This window comes from Pontibacter sp. Tf4, assembly GCF_014212495.1.
GTDB lineage: Bacteria > Bacteroidota > Bacteroidia > Cytophagales > Hymenobacteraceae > Pontibacter.
Map to the genome: position 1 here is coordinate 21,703 of NZ_JACKZC010000011.1, position 18,160 is coordinate 39,862.

14 protein-coding genes are annotated in these 18,160 nt (G+C 47.5%); 5 read left to right on the forward strand and 9 right to left on the reverse strand.

Annotated elements, in window-relative coordinates; all coding sequences use genetic code 11:
• Positions 1-73 precede the first annotated feature (73 nt).
• Positions 74-565 (reverse strand): hypothetical protein, encoded by a 492-nt coding sequence (locus H7F15_RS17005; RefSeq protein WP_185198197.1) that lies wholly within the window; start codon positions 563-565, stop codon positions 74-76.
• Positions 566-721: 156 nt separating this feature from the next.
• Positions 722-1,618: an LD-carboxypeptidase gene (locus tag H7F15_RS17010; RefSeq protein WP_185198198.1), complete on the reverse strand. Its 897-nt coding sequence runs from the start codon at positions 1,616-1,618 to the stop codon at positions 722-724.
• Positions 1,619-1,771: 153 nt separating this feature from the next.
• Between H7F15_RS17010 and H7F15_RS17015 the strand changes: the two genes are divergently transcribed.
• Positions 1,772-3,301, forward strand: a complete 1,530-nt coding sequence (locus H7F15_RS17015) for an AbgT family transporter (protein WP_185198199.1) — start codon at positions 1,772-1,774, stop codon at positions 3,299-3,301.
• Positions 3,302-4,255: 954 nt separating this feature from the next.
• Here H7F15_RS17015 and H7F15_RS17020 read toward each other — a convergent pair.
• Positions 4,256-4,675 carry a RidA family protein gene (locus tag H7F15_RS17020; RefSeq protein ID WP_185198200.1) on the reverse strand — a complete coding sequence of 140 codons (420 nt, stop codon included), beginning with the start codon at positions 4,673-4,675 and terminating at the stop codon, positions 4,256-4,258.
• 113 nt (positions 4,676-4,788) lie between these two features.
• On the opposite strand from H7F15_RS17020, the gene H7F15_RS17025 reads away from it, so the two are divergent.
• Positions 4,789-5,769, forward strand: coding sequence for a radical SAM protein (locus H7F15_RS17025; RefSeq protein WP_185198201.1), 981 nt, complete (start codon positions 4,789-4,791; stop codon positions 5,767-5,769).
• Positions 5,770-5,934: 165 nt separating this feature from the next.
• On the forward strand, positions 5,935-6,453 hold the full coding sequence (locus tag H7F15_RS17030; protein ID WP_185198202.1) for a gamma carbonic anhydrase family protein: 519 nt from the start codon (positions 5,935-5,937) through the stop codon (positions 6,451-6,453).
• A 208-nt stretch (positions 6,454-6,661) separates the two neighbouring features.
• On the opposite strand, the gene H7F15_RS17035 is transcribed toward H7F15_RS17030, so the two are convergent.
• The gene (locus H7F15_RS17035; protein WP_185198203.1) at positions 6,662-7,996 is read right to left on the reverse strand and encodes a hemolysin family protein; all 1,335 of its coding nucleotides are present in this window, start codon (positions 7,994-7,996) and stop codon (positions 6,662-6,664) included.
• 177 nt (positions 7,997-8,173) lie between these two features.
• Complete coding sequence (locus H7F15_RS17040; RefSeq protein WP_185198204.1) at positions 8,174-8,482, reverse strand: hypothetical protein; 309 nt, start codon at positions 8,480-8,482, stop codon at positions 8,174-8,176.
• A gap of 574 nt (positions 8,483-9,056) precedes the next feature.
• On the opposite strand from H7F15_RS17040, the gene H7F15_RS17045 reads away from it, so the two are divergent.
• The gene (locus H7F15_RS17045; protein WP_185198205.1) at positions 9,057-11,282 is read left to right on the forward strand and encodes a thioredoxin family protein; all 2,226 of its coding nucleotides are present in this window, start codon (positions 9,057-9,059) and stop codon (positions 11,280-11,282) included.
• Between the two features lie 142 nt (positions 11,283-11,424).
• On the opposite strand, the gene H7F15_RS17050 is transcribed toward H7F15_RS17045, so the two are convergent.
• The 3 genes from H7F15_RS17050 to H7F15_RS17060 all read right to left on the reverse strand — a co-directional run bounded on the left by H7F15_RS17050 (position 11,425) and on the right by H7F15_RS17060 (position 13,576).
• Positions 11,425-12,033: a superoxide dismutase gene (locus H7F15_RS17050; RefSeq protein ID WP_185198206.1), complete on the reverse strand. Its 609-nt coding sequence runs from the start codon at positions 12,031-12,033 to the stop codon at positions 11,425-11,427.
• Positions 12,034-12,120: 87 nt separating this feature from the next.
• Positions 12,121-12,576 carry a nucleoside deaminase gene (locus H7F15_RS17055; RefSeq protein ID WP_255481308.1) on the reverse strand — a complete coding sequence of 152 codons (456 nt, stop codon included), beginning with the start codon at positions 12,574-12,576 and terminating at the stop codon, positions 12,121-12,123.
• Between the two features lie 448 nt (positions 12,577-13,024).
• On the reverse strand, positions 13,025-13,576 hold the full coding sequence (locus tag H7F15_RS17060) for a hypothetical protein (protein WP_255481309.1): 552 nt from the start codon (positions 13,574-13,576) through the stop codon (positions 13,025-13,027).
• Positions 13,577-13,764: 188 nt separating this feature from the next.
• Here H7F15_RS17060 and H7F15_RS17065 point away from each other — a divergent pair, with 188 nt between their 5' ends.
• A complete protein-coding gene (locus H7F15_RS17065; protein ID WP_185198208.1) occupies positions 13,765-14,196 on the forward strand; it encodes a hypothetical protein in 432 nt (143 codons plus the stop codon).
• Between the two features lie 270 nt (positions 14,197-14,466).
• On the opposite strand, the gene H7F15_RS17070 is transcribed toward H7F15_RS17065, so the two are convergent.
• Positions 14,467-18,099: a M1 family aminopeptidase gene (locus tag H7F15_RS17070; protein ID WP_185198209.1), complete on the reverse strand. Its 3,633-nt coding sequence runs from the start codon at positions 18,097-18,099 to the stop codon at positions 14,467-14,469.
• Between the last annotated feature and the right edge of the window lie 61 nt (positions 18,100-18,160).

Genomic DNA, 18,160 nt, shown 5'->3' on the forward strand with positions numbered 1-18,160 from the left:
ATTAAGCCCAACGTGTTCGTGCTATAATGTGGGTGAGGCATTGCCGAAGCCTAAATTATGCATCTTGTTAGGTTTAGGGCTTTTTTGTTCGTCTCTTTCGATTTATTTCTTTTAATCTATTCTTGATTGGCACAAACTCCTGTCCATAACAGGGTTGCTTTGTAGTAAAGAGTCCTTTTTTATATGCTGTTAGGTGCAACCCAGGCAGCTTCTCAAACCGCTTTTTCCGAAGTCTATCAATTCTTCCTACCGACATAAAATCATAATGCCCATGGTACATTAGAATTATGTCAAGCTGGTTACAGTGGGCAGGAAGCTGAATAGTTTTCCACTCCATACCAATCCAGCCAATCAATAGGTCTTCTGTTGTAGGAGCAATTTCTATTTCAAATCTCCCTTCTTTATCTGTCGTGCCAAGTACTACAGTGTCTGAATTATGAATCCTAACTTCTGGAAGAGTTTCCAAGTTTTCAGTTATCAATCTCCCAGTTATAGTTCTTGTTTGTCCATACACCTTCACGCATACAAAGAGTAAGAGCATTGAAAAGCATAGTGTTAGTTTCATCTCTTCTCGTTTGAATGTGCAGATTCTATAGTTTGGATTAAACCCAACTATAGTTTATTAAGAGTTTATTCCGTTTATAAGCCCAAATAAAGCGGCTAAACGGAATCGGACTAACGAATATACTATATACTTAAAATCTAATGTAGTACTTTTTGGTTACAAAACATACTCCAGTTTAGCTCCCAGTTCACTCACTTCAAGCACGGCCTCTCTGCCGCACACCAAGGCTAAGTTAAGCGGCTCGTGGCCAACCGGGAAGTTGTAGCAAACCGGGTAATTATACTTGCCGGTGTGCTCTGCTATAATCTCGTAAGCTGTTTTGCCGAAGGGGATGGTGTTGTCTTTCATGTCGCTCATGTCGCCAACTATAAGGCCGGCCAGGTTGCAGAGTTTGCCGCTGCGGTCGAGGTGCACCAGCATGCGGTCGATGTGGTACAGGTATTCGTCAAGGTCTTCTAAGAACAGGATCTTACCTTCGGTGCTGATGTCGGATTGAGTGCCGGTAAGCGTGTGCAGCATGGACAGGTTTCCGCCTACCAACTGGCCCTGCGTGGTGCCGGTACGGTTAAAAGGATGCGGTGCCGAACTATAGTTTACACGTTCGCCGAACAGTACTTTGCGCAGCGTTTCCACGGAATCAATTGTTCCTTCGCGGCCGAACAGCACGGGCATAATGGCGTGCACGGTCTCGATGCCCAGGTTATGGATGTGGCTGTGGATGGTAGTGACATCGCTGAACCCTACAACCCATTTAGGCTGTTGTCGGAACCTGGTAAAATCTACCTGGTCGATGATGCGGGTGGTGCCGTAGCCGCCGCGTGCGCACACGATGGCCTTTATCGTTTCATCATCAAGCATCTGCTGGAAATCCTGTAAACGGAGCGCATCGTCGCCGGCAAACTGGTTGTAGCTGGCATCTATTGTTTGCCCCAACACTACCTGCAAACCCCAGTTTTTAAATGTCCGGATGGCGGGTGCAAGCTCCTGTGAAGTTATTTTTCGGGCCGTAGAAAGGATGGCGATACGGTCGCCGGGTTGCAGAGGTGGTATCATAAAACGTGTAAACTATAAGCGGCTACCAAGTTAGGGATTTCCCCGAAAGTTTGCAGGTGCGGCCTTTTTTAAAGATATTCAGGAGCTAAACTAAATCTATCTGGCCAATAGCATCTGTTTTTTGCATTGGCCGCATACCATTCACCTTATCTTATGCCTGCAGTTCAAGAAAAAAAATCCGGCATCGACAGGTTTCTGTCTGTGATAGAACGTATCGGAAATGCCCTGCCACACCCGGCCACACTTTTTGCCGGCTTCGCCCTGCTCATCATTATTTTGTCGTGGGTAGCCAGCCTGTTTGATATGGCCGTCGTGCACCCCGGCACCGGCGAAACAGTAGCCCCTGTTAACCTGATCTCCGCAGAAGGGCTGCACATGATCCTGACGCGCATGGTGACCAATTTTACCGGCTTTGCGCCGCTGGGTACAGTGCTGGTGTCCTTGCTGGGCATTGGTATTGCCGAGGGGACAGGCCTGATTGGGGCAGTGCTGCGCCTGGTAGTGCTGGCCTCGCCGAAGCGCCTGCTTACATTTGTAATTGTATTTGCGGGCGTAATGTCGAACACCGCTTCTGAGGTTGGATATGTGCTGCTGGTACCACTGGCGGCTATTATTTTCCTGGCAGCGGGCCGTCATCCGCTGGCAGGTCTGGCGGCGGCCTTTGCCGGCGTATCGGGTGGTTATAGTGCCAACCTGTTGCTGGGCACCGTCGATCCGTTGCTGGCCGGCCTTTCCACCGAGGCTGCCAAGATCATCGACCCAAACTATGTGGTTAACCCTGCCGCTAACTATTATTTCATGTTCGTTTCTACTTTCCTAGTGGCAGCGTTAGGAACATGGGTAACTGAAAAAATTGTGATACCACGCCTTGGCGAGTATACCGGCGATGAAAAGCCGCAAAGCATCGACCGCCTGAATCCGCAGGAAAAGCGCGGCATCCTTTACGCAACTATAGCTGTGTCCCTGATGTCGGCATTTATTCTGGGCGGTTTGATTCCGGAAAATGGCTACCTGCGCGACCCTGAGACCGGCGACATCCTGAACTCGCCGTTTATGTCGGGTATTGTGGCGTTTATCTTTATTCTGGCTGGTGTGGCTGGTATTGCTTATGGTATTGGCGCCAAAACCATTAAAAACGACAGCGATGTGATGCGCGGCATGGCTAAATCGATGGAAACCCTGGGCTCTTACATTGTACTGGTGTTTTTTGCGGCGCAGTTTGTGGCTTACTTCAACTGGACCAACTTAGGGCTGATACTGGCCATTAACGGTGCTGAAGTACTGCAAACGATGGGCCTGAGCGATATTCCGCTGATGATTATGTTCATACTGGTAGCCGCAACTATAAACCTGGTAATGGGATCGGCTTCGGCCAAGTGGGCTATTATGGCGCCAGTGTTCATCCCTATGTTCATGTTGCTGGGCTACACCCCGGAGTTTACGCAAACCGCCTACCGCATCGGCGACAGTGTTACCAATATTATCTCGCCTATGATGTCGTACTTCGCCCTGATCGTGGCCTTTATACAGCGCTATGATAAGAAAGCCGGTATCGGAACGGTTATCTCCACCATGCTACCTTACACCGTCGTGTTCCTCATCGGCTGGACCCTGCTGTTCATCGTCTGGATCATTTTCGGATGGCCGGTTGGTCCTGGTGCCGAGATGTATATGCCGAAGTAGGAGTTTATTTTAATACATTTGATACAGAAACCGCCGGAGACATTCGCTTTCCGGCGGTTTTGTTTTATCATTTTGTAAACGCCGTTGCTGCTCTCTTGTTGGCGCGAGCGTCCTCACCGTAACTTATTATGGTGTTTAGTTTCCCAACTAAACTGGCCCGATGGTGACAGGATTACCAATAGCGCTGGCTATAGGTCAATAAGCTATAGTTCGTTTTTGTCCTGTCGAGCAACGCCGAGGCATCTTGTTTATCCTAGAGTTCCACTTTTGTCATTTCGAACGCAGTGAGAAATCTATCTCAGCCTATAGTTGGCTATAGTTCTATAGTTGATTTGCCTACTACTGGAACCAAGCCTTTTCTTTCATAGCTGCTTTCATTCCTGGGAGCTCTATGAGCCTACAGTTCTATAGTTTCATTGGCTCCCTCCCAGGCCGGGAGGCCCCGTCTTCGGGCATCGCGCTGTGTACATTTCCTTTGCTCGTGCCTCGCAATGCTTTCAGCACCGGAAATCTACAAGGCGCTCAACCCAAAGACTGAAATCACATTCGATAGTTGCTGCCTTAGTTATAGTTTCAGTGCTTGCTCTTAGTTAGAGCAGATCATTTTTCTCGTAGTTGTAGTTCCATGGGGCCAAGTAAACTTGGCCTACTTATGCCTTAAACTATAGAACTATAGCTTAATCTAAAGCAGTATCAGAGCTCCCCTCCTTGGATAGGGAGGGGCAGGGGTGGTTGGACAAACCGTAACTATAAAACTATAGCAGTGCCAACTATAGCAAGACAAGGACTGTCCCATTGAGGGGACTACAGGGGTGTTAAAGCAGTAACTATAAGACTAAAGCTCAAACTATAGCCAAGCCCAAATCCAGAAAATCCTGATTCAGACAAATTCTATTCTGTTGTCGGGGTGAGGTAAAATTATCCGCAACGCTAACTATAGTCCTTCAACCTAAACTACCGTAAAGAAAAACCTTCAGTTTGTGGATGTTCTGCGGACAAAAGGGCTGTTACTTCTATCTCTACTAAAAGTTCAGGATTTATGAGTGCGCTCACCTGCACCATGGTAGCGGCCGGTTTTATAGTCCGGAACACCTCGCCATGCGCGCGACCAATCTCTTCCCAGCGGGTTATGTCCGTTACAAACATGCGGGTGCGTACTACATCTTCCATTGTTGCGCCGGCTTCTTCTAAAGCTTTCACTATTTTCTGAAGAATGAATTTGGTCTGTTCGTAAGCATTGCCTTTTCCTATGATCTGGTCGCCGTCGGTAGCGGTAGTGCCTGCCACTTCAATTACATTGCCCACCCGTACAGCACGGCTGTAGCCTACAATGTCTTCCCACATAGCGCCGGATGAGATGTTCTGCCTTTTCATAGTTAGAAAGTTAAGATTCTTAGTTACAATAATCAATCAGTAGCAATTAAGCTATATTTCGTTATCTCGTTCTAAAATTCGTAATTCGTAATTAATAATTCGTAATTAAGATCGTGCTCCTGAGAACCAGACCTGTACTTTGCAACTACTACGTTACTTATCGCTGTAACGCAAAGTGCTCGTTCTGCGATATCTGGGAAAAACCTTCGCCTTACATAACTATAGATGATGTAGCGCAAAACCTGCGCGACCTGAAGAAACTGGGTGTACAGGTAATCGACTTTACCGGGGGCGAGCCGTTGCTGCATCGCCAGATCGACGAGATGCTGGGACTGGCGCACGACATGGGCTTTATTACCACGCTCACCACCAACGCTATGCTTTACCCTAAACTGGCCCAGCACCTGAAAGGGAAAGTTGATATGCTGCATTTCTCACTCGACTCTGCGCATAAACAAACCCACGATGCGGGCAGGGGAGTAGCTTGTTATGATTTCGTGATGGAATCTATTAAAGTAGCTAAAGCGCTGGGCGAGCGGCCGGATATTCTTTTCACCGTTTTTAAGCACAACCTGCACGAGCTGGAAGAAGTGTACCGAACCATAACCCAACCCAACAAACTGGTACTTATCCTGAACCCGGCCTTTGAATACAATGGGGTAGAAACCGGCGAACGCTTAACGGAAGCAGAACTGGAATACCTGTCGGCTTTTGGTAAACGGAAAGGCGTGTACCTGAACGATGGTTTTATTCAGCTTCGAAAGGATGGCGGAAACCATATCAGCGACCCGGTGTGTAAAGCAGCCACTACAACTATAGTTATTTCGCCTGAAAACGAACTGGTATTGCCCTGCTACCACTTAGGCGCTAAAACCTACCCGATTAACGGTAACCTGCAGCAACTATACTATAGCCCCGAAGTAGAAAAGCAAAAGCAACTGGAAGGAAGACTGCCCGCCTGCGAAGGATGTACCATTAACTGCTACATGCAACCCAGTTTTGCCGTAAACCTGAATAAATACTTCTGGAAAGCCTTGCCCAGCACCCTGAAATACAACTACAACAAAGGCACCTGGAAGCGGTTAATTGTTTAATTGTTAATGGTTAAATGGATGATTGTTAATTCTCTGAATCAGGATTTACAGAGTTTTAGATTTACACGATAAGAAATACTTTACAAGAGTAACAATTTAACCATCAACAATTAAACCATAACTTTACCACCCATTCATAATTCTTCATTCATAATTCAAAAAGCTATGCCCCTTATACTTCCGGTGAAAGGCGTGATGCCACAGATTGGCGATGATACATTTGTAGCAGAGAATGCAACGATAGTTGGCGATGTGGTGATGGGGCGCGAATGCTCTGTCTGGTTTAATGCCGTGATCAGGGGAGATGTAAATGCGATCCGGATCGGAGACAAGACCAACATACAGGATGGCGCCGTGATACACTGCACTTACCAGAAAGCCGCCACCACCATTGGTAGCAACGTATCGGTAGGCCACAACGCTATTGTACACGGCTGTACCGTAGAAGACAACGTACTGATCGGGATGGGGTCGATTGTGATGGACAATGCTATAGTGCAGAAGAACTGTATCGTGGCTGCCGGCGCTATCGTTTTGGAAAATACCGTGTGCGAATCGGGTTGGATCTATGCGGGCATACCGGCTAAAAAAGTAAAACAGCTGAGCCAGGAACAGGTAGACGGCCTCGACAAAGTAGCCAACAACTATGTAATGTACAGCGGCTGGTTTACAGGAAAAGAATAACCGGTCTGTAACTATAGCCCATACCTTCGCTCGCGTCCCGCGAGTGTGAGCTACCCGCGGACTCCGGCCGCGTTTAGACTATAGCCGCAACTATAGAGCAACACCTGAACTATAGTTCGACATGAGCCAGGGCGCTCGCGCTATAGCTGTAATCACAACTATAGCTCTTTCAGCAAAACTATAGTTGGCTCAAAACTATAGTTGCAGTTTAATGCTCCGGCATTTCGCGCAGTGTGGATTCTTCCCGCATTTCTTCGCGTATCTTAAACAGTACCGAATCAATACTTCTTTCTGATTTCTCGAGCACACGAACTTCATACTCGTTAAAATCAATGGTATCGGTAATGTTTTCCGGTATCTGACCATAAATCACACTGATCAGGCCGCCTACAGTTTCGTAATCTTCGCCCTCCGGCAGTGCATAAGGCAGGTAATCGTTTGCATCCGAGATCGAGGCAGCGCCACTTACTTTGTATTCGTAGTCGCCTAACATTTCTACCAGCGGCACTTCTTCATCGTACTCGTCCTGTATCTCGCCTACCAGTTCCTCAATAATATCCTCAATGGTAACAATACCTGATACGCCGCCAAACTCGTCGGTAGCGATAGCCATGTGCAGGTGGCGGCGCTGGAACTGTTTCAGCAGGCGGTTTATTTTCTTGGTTTCCGGCACAAAATAGGCAGGGCGCATCAGTTTCTCTAATTCTATCGGCTCCCCGAGGCGCATCTTGCTCAGCAGGTCTTTTACATACAGCACACCCACAATATTGTCGATGTTGCCGCTGTACACCGGCAGGCGCGAGTAACCCTCGTTAAAGATGATCTCCATCAGGTCGTGCTCTGAGATGTTAAGGTCTACGGCAACCATTTTGGTACGCGGCACCAGTATCTGCTTCACCATGCGCTCGTTAAACTGGAACACATTCTCGATCAGCTCGTGCTGCGAATCCTGGATGGCACCTCCCTCGGCGCTTTGCTCAAAGAGCAGGCGCAGTTCTTCGGCAGAGTGTACCTCGGCGCCATGCAGCGAGCGGATGCCCATAGAACGCAGGATAAAGTTTGAAAAACCGTTGAGCAGCCAGATAAACGGAATGAACAGGATATAGAAGAACCGCAGCGGCAGCGCAATAGCCAGCGTAGTAGACTCCGGGCGCTGTATTGCCAGCGATTTTGGGGCCAGCTCGCCAAATACAATGTGCAGTACTGTAATTAAAGCAAAGGCAATAGGCAGGGCAATGCTGTGGGCTACTTCGGGGCTTGGCTCAAAACCAAAAGCAGCCATAATGTTGATGATGATCTGCGACACAACGCTTTCCCCGATCCAACCAAGGCCCAGCGAGGCCAGCGTAATACCCAGCTGTGTGGCCGACAGGTAGGCATCGAGGTGCGATATCATGTGGGATGCCATTTTTGCCATGGTGTTGCCGGCCTGCGCCTTCAGCTCTATCTGCGAGGCGCGCACCTTTACGATAGCAAACTCGGCAGCCACGAAAAAGCCATTAAGCAATACCAGGAATATGGTAAGAAGTATATTTAGGATCATAGTTTAAGTATAGGCAAGCTAAGGCGCTACTCTGTAAAATTAACTAAAATACGATGTTAAGCCACAAATGTATATAGTTTGGCAAATATTAGCGCTAAATATGGCCTTTTAGCCCGTTTATAAAAACAAAAGGTGCCTTGCGGGGCACCTTCGTGTTACAGATACGCTGGCACTAAACTATGCATGCAGTGCAAAAGAAGCCTTGGCGGTTGTAAACAACTCGTGGGCGTTTTCAGAAGTAAGCTGGGGCAGAAATATTTTTCTGGCCTCTTCTTCCGAGATCAGTTTGTACGTGTTTGGTGCCAGGGTATCCAGGAAGGGATTGCAAAAAGAATAGATATACTCATCCGTCATGGTTTTGTAGACTACATGAAAATTATGCTTTTCATCGCGTACAAGCTTCATTGCTTTAAAGATGTAGCCAAACACTCTGCCGCACTCTGTCTGTAATAGCTGCTCATCGGTATGCTCAAGACGTTGTTTCATGGTGTTTATTGGTTGAGTTATACTTATTCTTTGTTATAGTACAATCAAAAGTAGGCTAAAATTCCGTTCCCGTCACCCCTTAACAGCAGTTACAAGTAAGCGGTAGTTTTATATTGGTATACTTCAAAATTTAAAGGGTGAAAGTTTATAATTTATGTGTTGCACCGTAATAATTTTAACTTGTATAATATACGGAAAATATTTTAAAATAGTTATCTTTTTATATATTATTTTTAATGTATTTTATAAAAATTTGTGTTTGACTTTGAAATATTGCTATAGTTATCGAAGCGAATGTTAGGGCTGTGAAAGCAGGAAAAATATAACTGGGGTTGCTATAGTGGTGGCGGCTTTTGTAACTGTAATGCTGTTGTTTTAGTTGGTCGGGAAGGCAAAGCAGTTTATAGTGCGCAGGTAGCTATACATCTGCCGCAGCCGGAATAAACTATAGTTGCTACCCAAGGCAGCGATATATTTTTTACATTTGTAGCTATAGTTGTTAACATTGTTTCCCTGGCTTGTGTTATGCTTTTAATAACACGGGTTACACAACCTACAAATTAAAGAAGCACGTATGCTTACTACTATATCTTCTAAAAGCCTTTGGGCTGCTGCGCTGTTCTGGCTGGTCACCTTTTCGGCAGTTGCGCAGGTACTTAAGCCGGCTACCTGGAGTTATGATGTCTCTAAAAAACAAGTCGCGGTTGGCGAGGAAGTTGAGCTGATCTTTAACGTTCGCATCGATAAGGACTGGTACCTGTACTCGTCTGATTTTGATCCGGAACTGGGCCCGATGGTAACGGAATTTACCTTTGCCAAGCATCCGTCTTACGAACTGGTAGGCAAAATAAAACCGGTTAACCCCAAAAAGAAATACGACGACCTGTGGGGCGGTGAGTATACTTACTTTACCGGCACAGCCCAGTTCCGCCAGAAAATACGCGTGCTGCAGCCCGAGCTGTTGGTAAAAGGCACTTACGAGTACCAGGTTTGTACCGACATAGATGGCCGCTGCATTCCGTTTGACGACGATTTTACGTTTAATAACAAACAGATTCAGGTAACCGGAAAAGCCGCTGCACAGCCAACAAAAGCTATAACTGCTGAACAACCTGCTCCTGCTGCTCCATCTGCAGGCCAGCCTACTGGCGAATTGCAAACTATAGTTCAGCAGCCTGCCACTACCGATACAGCTGCCAGCGTGGCTTTTGGCCTGGGCGAAAAAGCAACTACAGATACCGTAACCGCTCCGGAAAACAGTGAAACTATACAGGCCGCCGATGTTGCCCTGACCGCACCTGCCACCGATGAAAGCGACCTGTGGACATTTATGATCATGGCCTTTGGTGCCGGTGTGCTTGCGGTACTAACACCATGTGTATACCCTATGGTGCCGATGACGGTGAGCTTCTTTACCAACAGCAGCGAAAGCCGCGGAAAAGCAATCCTGAAAGCCTTTGTGTACGGCCTTTCTATCATTGCTATCTACACCCTTGTCGGGACTATATTTGCGAGAGTTTTTGGGGTGGATGGAGCCAATTTCATCAGTACACACTGGTTCCCGAACCTGCTTTTCTTCTTTGTGTTCATCCTGTTTGCCATGTCGTTCTTCGGCATGTTTGAGATCACGCTCCCAAGCTCGTTCCTGACAAAAGTAGATGCGCAGGCAGATAAAGGTGGCTGGGTAGGTGTGTTCTTTATGGCCATGACCCTGGTGCTGGTTTCCTTCTCCTGTACCGGTCCGCTGGTTGGCAGCATCATTGCCTCATCCTTCCAGGGCGAAGTGATACGACCTATAGTTGGCATGTTCGGGTATTCGCTGGCTTTTGCTTTGCCGTTTACCTTGTTTGCCATTTTCCCGTCGTGGCTAAGCAGCCTTCCTAAGTCTGGTGGCTGGCTGAACTCAGTAAAAGTAGTGCTGGGTTTTATAGAGCTGGCACTGGCGCTTAAGTTCCTGAGCGTAGCCGACCAGGTGTACCACTGGGGCATCCTGGACCGCGAAGTGTACCTGGCGCTCTGGATCGTGATCTTTACGCTGATGGGCTTTTACCTGCTAGGCAAACTCAAGTTCTCGCACGACTCTGACCTGAACTATATTAGTGTGCCGCGCCTGTTCTTTGCTATTGTTACGTTTGGGTTTGTAGTGTACCTGGTGCCGGGCCTGTTCGGTGCACCGCTTAAAGCACTGTCCGGTTACCTGCCGCCACAAACCACTCAGGACTTCGATATCAATAAAATTGTAAGGCAGAACAATGGTGGCAACGCTGGCAATACCGCTGTGTTAGCTGCCAACACCAATGAGCAGTGCGAGGCGCCGAAATATGCTGATTTCCTGCATCTGCCGCATGGCCTGCAAGGCTACTTCGACCTGGAACAAGCCAAGAAATGTGCCGCTGCCCAGGGCAAACCGATCTTTATAGATTTTACCGGACACGGCTGCGTGAACTGTCGCGAAATGGAGCAAAATGTTTGGTCGGACCCGGCTGTGCTGAAACGCCTGCGCGAGAACTATGTGGTGGTAGCGCTGTATGTAGACGACAGAACCGAACTGCCGCAAAGCGAATGGTACACCAGCACTTACGATGGCAAGGAAAAGAAAACGATCGGCAGAAAGTACGCCGACTACCAGATCACGAAGTTTAACGTAAATGCCCAGCCATATTATGTGCTGATGGACGAACATGAGAACGTGCTGGTAAAACCAACTGCTTACGACCTGAGCATAGATAATTTTGTGAAGTTTTTAGATGCCGGTGTAGAGGCTTACAAGAACAGACAAAGCAGCGTAGCTCAGAGGTAGACCGGTTATTAAAGAGATTAAACTGATTAAGCAGGATACCTGCACCAAACTACAAACAAAAATCCCCGCCATTTCTGGTGGGGATTTTTGTTTGTAGTTCAGAAGTCTAAAATCTAACGTCTATCATCTAGTTTCTAAACTACTACTTTGCTTCGTTGTAGCGGCGGGTTACTTCTTCCCAGTTCACTACGTTCCAGAAAGCGTTGATGTAGTCCGGACGACGGTTCTGGTAGTTCAGGTAATAGGCGTGCTCCCACACGTCCAGGCCCAGGATTGGCTGACCGCCGCAACCTTCAGCGAATGGCATCAGGGTATTGTCCTGGTTAGGCGTAGAGCAGATCTCCAGCTTACCATCTTTTACGCAAAGCCATGCCCAACCAGAACCGAAACGGGTAGCTGCAGCGGCGTTAAATTTCTCTTTCATCTGATCGAAAGAACCGAATGCTGAATTGATTGCATCTGCCAGCTCACCTGAAGGCTGACCGCCACCGTTCGGAGAAAGAATTGTCCAGAACAGGTTGTGGTTGTAGTAACCGCCACCGTTGTTACGAACCGCTTTGTTTTCGCCATCCAGGTTTTGCAGGATATCTTCAATGCTTTTGCCTTCCATGTCGGTGCCGGCAATGGCCTTGTTCAGGTTGTCGGTATAGGCCTGGTGGTGTTTTGTATGGTGGATCTCCATGGTGCGTGCATCAATGTGCGGCTCCAGTGCATCGTAAGCATAAGGTAATTTCGGAAGTTCGAAAGCCATAGTTTTGTATATTTTTATATGTGAACAATTACATACGTAGCCATTGTAGGAGTACGTATGCGTTTAAACTCTTAGTTTCAAAATTAGTTATTTTCTTCTGGCTGCAAAGAAAGTTGCCATCAGGTCGGCACATTCCTGCGCCATAATACCGCTAACCATCTCGGTTTTAGGATGTAGTAAATTGCCTACTCTTCTATAACCGCGCTTCGGCTCATTTGTTCCGAACACTACCCGCTTAAGCTGTGCCCAGTAGCTGGCGCCCGCGCACATAATGCAGGGCTCAACCGTTACATACAGCGTACAGTCATGTAGATACTTATTGCCCAGGTACTCGGAGGCAGCGGTAAAAGCCAGCATCTCGGCATGGGCAGTTACGTCGTTCAGTTTCTCGGTCTGGTTGTAGGCTTTGGCTATAATGCGGTTGTTGGCAACTATAACAGCCCCAATCGGAATCTCGCCTTCTTCAAAAGCCTGCTGCGCCTGCCGGTAGGCCTGCTGCATAAAATACTCGTCGCTGTAAATAGAAAGAAAATCTGTAGCCATAGTTGTAAAGGTAAAGGCTAAGGCCAGGTTAAGCAAGGTTTAGTTGCTGGTTGTTTGGTGAGGATACTATCTGCACATAAACTGTAACTATAGAACTATAACTCAAACTATAGCAGGACTGTCCCCTTGAGGACAAGTGAGAACGAGAGTTCGAAACTTGCGAGCGCAGCTCACAGGGGTGTTAAACGCCAACTATAGAACTATAGCTATAACTGTAGTCGGACCACTGAAACTATAGACCGATAGCCAACGACACTACTTTTGTTGTCCCTTGCGGGCCAGTTGAGTCGGGAGACTCGCGCCAGCGAACAATGTTTTGGTAAAATCAACTATAGAACTATAGCTGCAACTATAGCAATCCCACTAATCCAGCCAATCCCTTTCACTGGTCCATAAAAAAAGCCTCTCCTGGTTGCAGAAGAGGCTTTTAAGCTATAGTTAGGTAAGCTTACTTTTTAATGTTGACTGAACCCATGATCTCGCGGGCGGTATCCTGCCACTGGTTTTTGAGCTGGAACGGGATATGCAGGGTGTAGATCTGAAGCTGATTGCCGGTTATGGTGTACATGATGATGCTGTATTTCTGCACCGGTTTCAGGTTAGAGGCGCCGCGCGTATCTGCAAGGTTCGATACAAACTCAAATACTATAAACTGCTTTCCGTCTATGGCAGTAACTTCCTGGCGGATGAAATCGATGTTGGTGAACGTTTCGACCAGGTTGGCTTTATAAAACTCACGAAGCATGGTCAGGTCACGCTCACGGAAGGTAGTGCGCTTCTGCGTTAAGCTAAAGTCGATGTTGCCATCCGGGCTGGTATATACAGCCAGCGGCTTGGTAGTGGCAGGGTACTCGCGGGCAATGTCATCATCCGACATCGGCGTAAAGTCTTTGGGCAGTTTAATGCTGATCTCTTTGGTGAGATTTATCTTTTTCAGTTTTGGAGCGGCAAAAGCAGCACCGGCTATAAGGATGATGGCTAAAAATGCTAAATAACGCATGTTCATAAGGGTTGTGTAGGCAAAGCTATAAATTATTGTTCAAATAACAGGTAGTAAGCGAAAGTGGTGCAATTTCTCTGCCAAAAGTTTGAGATTGCTAACGAAGCCGGAGATTTAAAAAGTATCCTATAGCTATAGTTGCCGTTACAAACTATAGATCGATCTATAACTATAAACAAACTATAACTATGCTAAACGACTTGATTAATTCGGTAAAAGGACAACTGACCGGCGAACTGCAAAACAAATTTCAGTTGCAGCCCGACACCGCCAACAAAGCCGTAGACCTTGCCAAGGATGACCTGGAAAATGGCTTGAAGAACGAAGCGACCAGCGGCAATTTTGGCGGCATACTGGATGTGCTGAAAGGCAACAAAGGTACTACAGAACATCCTGCAGTAAATAACATGATCGGGAAGTACGTGAACGACCTGAGCACGAAACTGGGCGTGCCGGAATCTATAGCCAAACAGGCCGGGCCATTCGTTATCTCGTTCATTATGCAGAAGCTGTCTGGTAAAGTGTCGTCGGAAGGAGACCTGATGGGCATGCTCGGCGGCGGCCTGAAAGACAAACTGCCCGGCGGCTTAGGCGATAAGCTGGGTGGAATGTTTAAGTAACTATAGTTTATAGTTGCTCGAAACTATAAAAGCTACTGCCTTCGCTCGCGTCCCGCGCGTGTGAGCTTCCTGCGGACTCTGGCCGCGCTAAACTATAGTTTACAGTTACAACTACAGATTGAAACCGGATGATAACGTGGCGAGACGCCACCAAATAGCTCACACTCGCGAGACGCGAGCGAGGGCATACATACGAACTATACCCAACTATAAAAATGAAGCCATACCTAGTCAGGTATGGCTTCTGTGTTTAATCTAAACTATAGGTTTTTATCCTTCGGTAACTTTTTTGGTGTTATCGGTTGGGTTTCGGTCAATGAGTTTGTTCATCGGATCGATGCCGGCTTTTTCAGGCTTCTCGTCAACTATAAACTCGAACTTGTTTTCGCCGGCTTTTAGCTGGTGCTTCTTCAGGTACAGCGGTTTGTCCTGCCAGTTGCCGTCTACTTTGTGACGGGCAATTACCCCAATATCTACCCAGTCGTTCATTTTGGCTGGCGCTTCGTTACCCAGGCTGTCCGCATACCATTTTTTGGCATCTACAGTAAACGTAACCTTGTATTTGTTGTCATGTAGTTTTTTGTAGGTCGCGTCGGTGGTTTTGTTCTCGTAGAGCGTGATCTTCTCAAACATGTCCGTCACCATATACTGCAGCGAGTCCGGCGTAGCTTCGCGGATGTAACCTAAAAACTCGACAGAATTAGTATACGGAGCCCGCTGGAACGCCACTTTCTGAATGTACTTATGTAGCGCCTTGTTCAGGTTTTCTTCGCCAATGTAGTCGGCCAGTGCATACATGATCACGCTGCCTTTGCGGTAGTGGATGTATCCCTGGTTTTCTACTTTGTATAGCGGCATTTCTTTTTTACGCTCCGTGGTTCGGCCCAGCAGGTACGAGTTCAGTTCATATTTCAGGAACTTGTTCATGCGCTCTTCGCCGTACTCATGCTTCATCACCATCAGGGCGCTGTACTGGCTCATCGTCTCCGACATTAGCACTGAACCCTGCACATCGCCACCAATTACCTGGTGTGCCCACCACTGGTGCGCTATTTCGTGAGCCGTTACATAGAACGGGTAATCCACATCTTCCGGGTCGTTGTCGTCCACATCCGCTATAAAGCCGATAGATTCGGAGTAAGGAATAGTGTTCGGGAAGGACTGGGCAAACGACTGGTAACCCGGGAATTCCAGAATGCGCACCTGCTTGTGCTGGTACGGGCTGAAATTCTCAGTAAAATAATCCAGCGATTTCTTCACCGATTTTATCATGCGGTCCAGGTTATACTCGTGGCCTTTGTGGTAGTATATCTCGATAGCTACATCCTGGCCGTTTTTGCCTTTCCAGTGGTCTTTCTTCACCTGGTAATCTGCCGACAGGAAAGAGTAGAAATTCAGGATCGGCGCATCCATTTTATAGTGGAAGTAGCGGCGGCCGTCTTTTGTCCATTCTTTCTGCAGGTAACCCGGCGCAATGGCAATCTGGCTTGGAATAGTGCTTACTGTAGTTTCAAAGTTCACCCAATCTGCTTCTTTGCTGATATAAGTGTTCATGCGGGCTACCGAGTCGTTTACATCGGCCATGCGAGGCTTTGGTTCCAGGCCATGCTCTTTGCGCATATCGTCTTCGCTCAGCTCCAGCCCGGACTGGTACCCTATTTTAGGCAGATAATCGCTGTTGATAAATGTGCCGTTGTAAACGATGCCTGTGTTGGAACCGCTGTTACGGAAACCTTTGGTGGCATAGTGCAGGTCCATGTTCAGACGCATAGAATCGCCGGGCTGCATTGGCTTGTCCAGTTTGTAAATGCGGTAACCATAGTCCTCGTCATGCAGGGCCAGTTTGGCAGGCCTATCGAATTCCAATTTGCGCACTTCAGCTTCATCCGACAGGTTAATGTGCACCGAGTCGATTGGCTGGCTGTGTGTGTTCTTTATCCAGAAATAGCCTTTAAAGTCGAAAATACGCTCTTCCGGGTAGATATCCACGTTCAGGTTTACATCTGTAATGCGCGGCTGCGGAATGCCATCGTACTTTTTATAGGTCTTTTCATAATAAGCCTGGCGCTCTTCCTGGTCGTCTGATGTGCGGTACTTGTTCAGGATATTGGTGTTGTAGAAAATAAAGCTACCTGTGATCAGGAAAACGATAAGTCCGGCTGCGGTAACGAAAAGGGTAGATTTTGTAAGCTGCATGCTGGCCAGTTTCAGGCGCCACTTCAGCATATTCTCCGAACCGCGCGACCATAGCATATTGGCAACTATAGCCAGCAACAGGGCAAAGGCTCCCCAGTAAATTTTATAGATGGTAAATGGCCACACAAAGTGCCCATAGCCGTTCATGGCCGAGTAGGTAATGCCCGGATCGGAACTATAGGAGTAGAGTGTGTGCTCAAAACCAAGCTGGCCTTTAAAGATGTTAAGCAGGTAATACACCACCATCACAAAATGGCCGATAAACTTGTTGTTCACGATCACCTGTACCAGCATCGCCAGTACGCATAGCAGCAGGTAATCTATCAGGTTAATGCCGAACAGGCCCTGCAGGTACACATCAATTTCATATTTATAGTAGCCCTTAAACGTCTGGATGATGATACCGCAGATCATAATAACGAACAGCAATACCACCTGCACCAGCATCAGGGCAGTCATTTTAGAAGCAAAAGGCACCCAGTTCGGAATAGGCAGGGAGTCGTAGATCTGGTTAATACTGTTATCGCGCTCGCGCCACACCAGCTCGCCAGAGTAGAAGGTAATGATGATCAGGAAAAACAGCGCGAATGTGCCGTTCAGCACCGTTACTACCTGCGAGGTAACCGGGAAGGTATTGGTGTCATACATCTTGCCGACCTGCGCCCCTGAAACGAACAGGAAAATAATGCCGGCTGTAACTATAGCTATAAAATAAACACTTTTGATAATGCCATTGAACTCCAGCTTGCTCAGCTTGAAATACTGCTTCAGGCTCAGGTTAAACGAGAAGCTCTGCGATACTTTGGGCAGGTTCAGGCGCTCAGACGGAATAATGGCTCCTACGGCTTCAGCACTGTTTTTACGGCGGAACAATTTGATGCCGGTGTTGGCAAACGAGAAACTGAATTTATAGTAGCAGAACGCCAGTAAGCTCAAACCTATAGTTAGCCAAAGCCCACGGTTCAGGAGCACATACTCGCTGAAAGGCAGCATCATGGTATTTCGCTCGGCAGTGGTCCAGTAGCGTTGGGTCAGGTAAATGGCAGAAGCACCGAGCGGGTCGGTCAGGTTGGCGATAAACTCGTTGTCCAGGTCGCTGGTAAGGCTGCTGGCAATGCCGTACATTACCAGGAATATAACGCCGCCTACATAAATGGAAAGCGCGCTGCGGGTAAGCGATGCCAGGGTAAAGAAGATAGCACCGGTCAGCAGCAGGTTGGGGATGATAATCGTTAAATAAGGTTGTATGTACCAGATCAGGTTAAACGGCCCTACTTTTTCAGGTGACATCCACGGCATAAAAGTAGCAACCATGGCACCAAGCGCCACACCCGCAAACACGAACAGCGTAACCAGGAACGAACCCGTAAATCGGCCGAAAATATAGCCTGCCTTTGAGATGGGCGTAGTGTAATAAAGCGAATGCGTTTTGTGCTCGAAATCCCGGAAGATCGGGGTACCCATCATGGAGCAGGTAATGAGCACGCCAAACCAGCTGAGCAAGGTTACGATCCAGTTGATCTGGTAAGGAGAGTTGGCAAACACCTTTCCTCCGCTGGTATCACCGATCACCACACCGGCACCAAAAGCACCACCCAGTCCAAGCATCGCAAAAAAGGCCATCAGGAACAGAATGAAGAAATAGATATAAGTAGCCGGGCGCTTCATCCGGTACTTCAGTTCGAACAGGAATATCTCTTTGAACATCTCTTTAATAATTATGAATGATGAATTATTAATTATGAATTAATGTCTTGTGTCAAAATTT

What these genes read in the sequence shown, in the direction of transcription:
- H7F15_RS17070 (WP_185198209.1), bottom strand. Translation starts at nt 18,099, where the DNA reads ATGTTCAAAGAGATATTCCTGTTCGAACTGAAGTACCGGATGAAGCGC.
- H7F15_RS17005 (WP_185198197.1), bottom strand. Translation starts at nt 565, where the DNA reads ATGAAACTAACACTATGCTTTTCAATGCTCTTACTCTTTGTATGCGTG.
- H7F15_RS17035 (WP_185198203.1), bottom strand. Translation starts at nt 7,996, where the DNA reads ATGATCCTAAATATACTTCTTACCATATTCCTGGTATTGCTTAATGGC.
- H7F15_RS17030 (WP_185198202.1), top strand. Translation starts at nt 5,935, where the DNA reads ATGCCCCTTATACTTCCGGTGAAAGGCGTGATGCCACAGATTGGCGAT.
- H7F15_RS17060 (WP_255481309.1), bottom strand. Translation starts at nt 13,576, where the DNA reads ATGCGTTATTTAGCATTTTTAGCCATCATCCTTATAGCCGGTGCTGCT.
- H7F15_RS17015 (WP_185198199.1), top strand. Translation starts at nt 1,772, where the DNA reads ATGCCTGCAGTTCAAGAAAAAAAATCCGGCATCGACAGGTTTCTGTCT.
- H7F15_RS17045 (WP_185198205.1), top strand. Translation starts at nt 9,057, where the DNA reads ATGCTTACTACTATATCTTCTAAAAGCCTTTGGGCTGCTGCGCTGTTC.
- H7F15_RS17055 (WP_255481308.1), bottom strand. Translation starts at nt 12,576, where the DNA reads ATGGCTACAGATTTTCTTTCTATTTACAGCGACGAGTATTTTATGCAG.
- H7F15_RS17040 (WP_185198204.1), bottom strand. Translation starts at nt 8,482, where the DNA reads ATGAAACAACGTCTTGAGCATACCGATGAGCAGCTATTACAGACAGAG.
- H7F15_RS17010 (WP_185198198.1), bottom strand. Translation starts at nt 1,618, where the DNA reads ATGATACCACCTCTGCAACCCGGCGACCGTATCGCCATCCTTTCTACG.
- H7F15_RS17050 (WP_185198206.1), bottom strand. Translation starts at nt 12,033, where the DNA reads ATGGCTTTCGAACTTCCGAAATTACCTTATGCTTACGATGCACTGGAG.
- H7F15_RS17020 (WP_185198200.1), bottom strand. Translation starts at nt 4,675, where the DNA reads ATGAAAAGGCAGAACATCTCATCCGGCGCTATGTGGGAAGACATTGTA.
- H7F15_RS17065 (WP_185198208.1), top strand. Translation starts at nt 13,765, where the DNA reads ATGCTAAACGACTTGATTAATTCGGTAAAAGGACAACTGACCGGCGAA.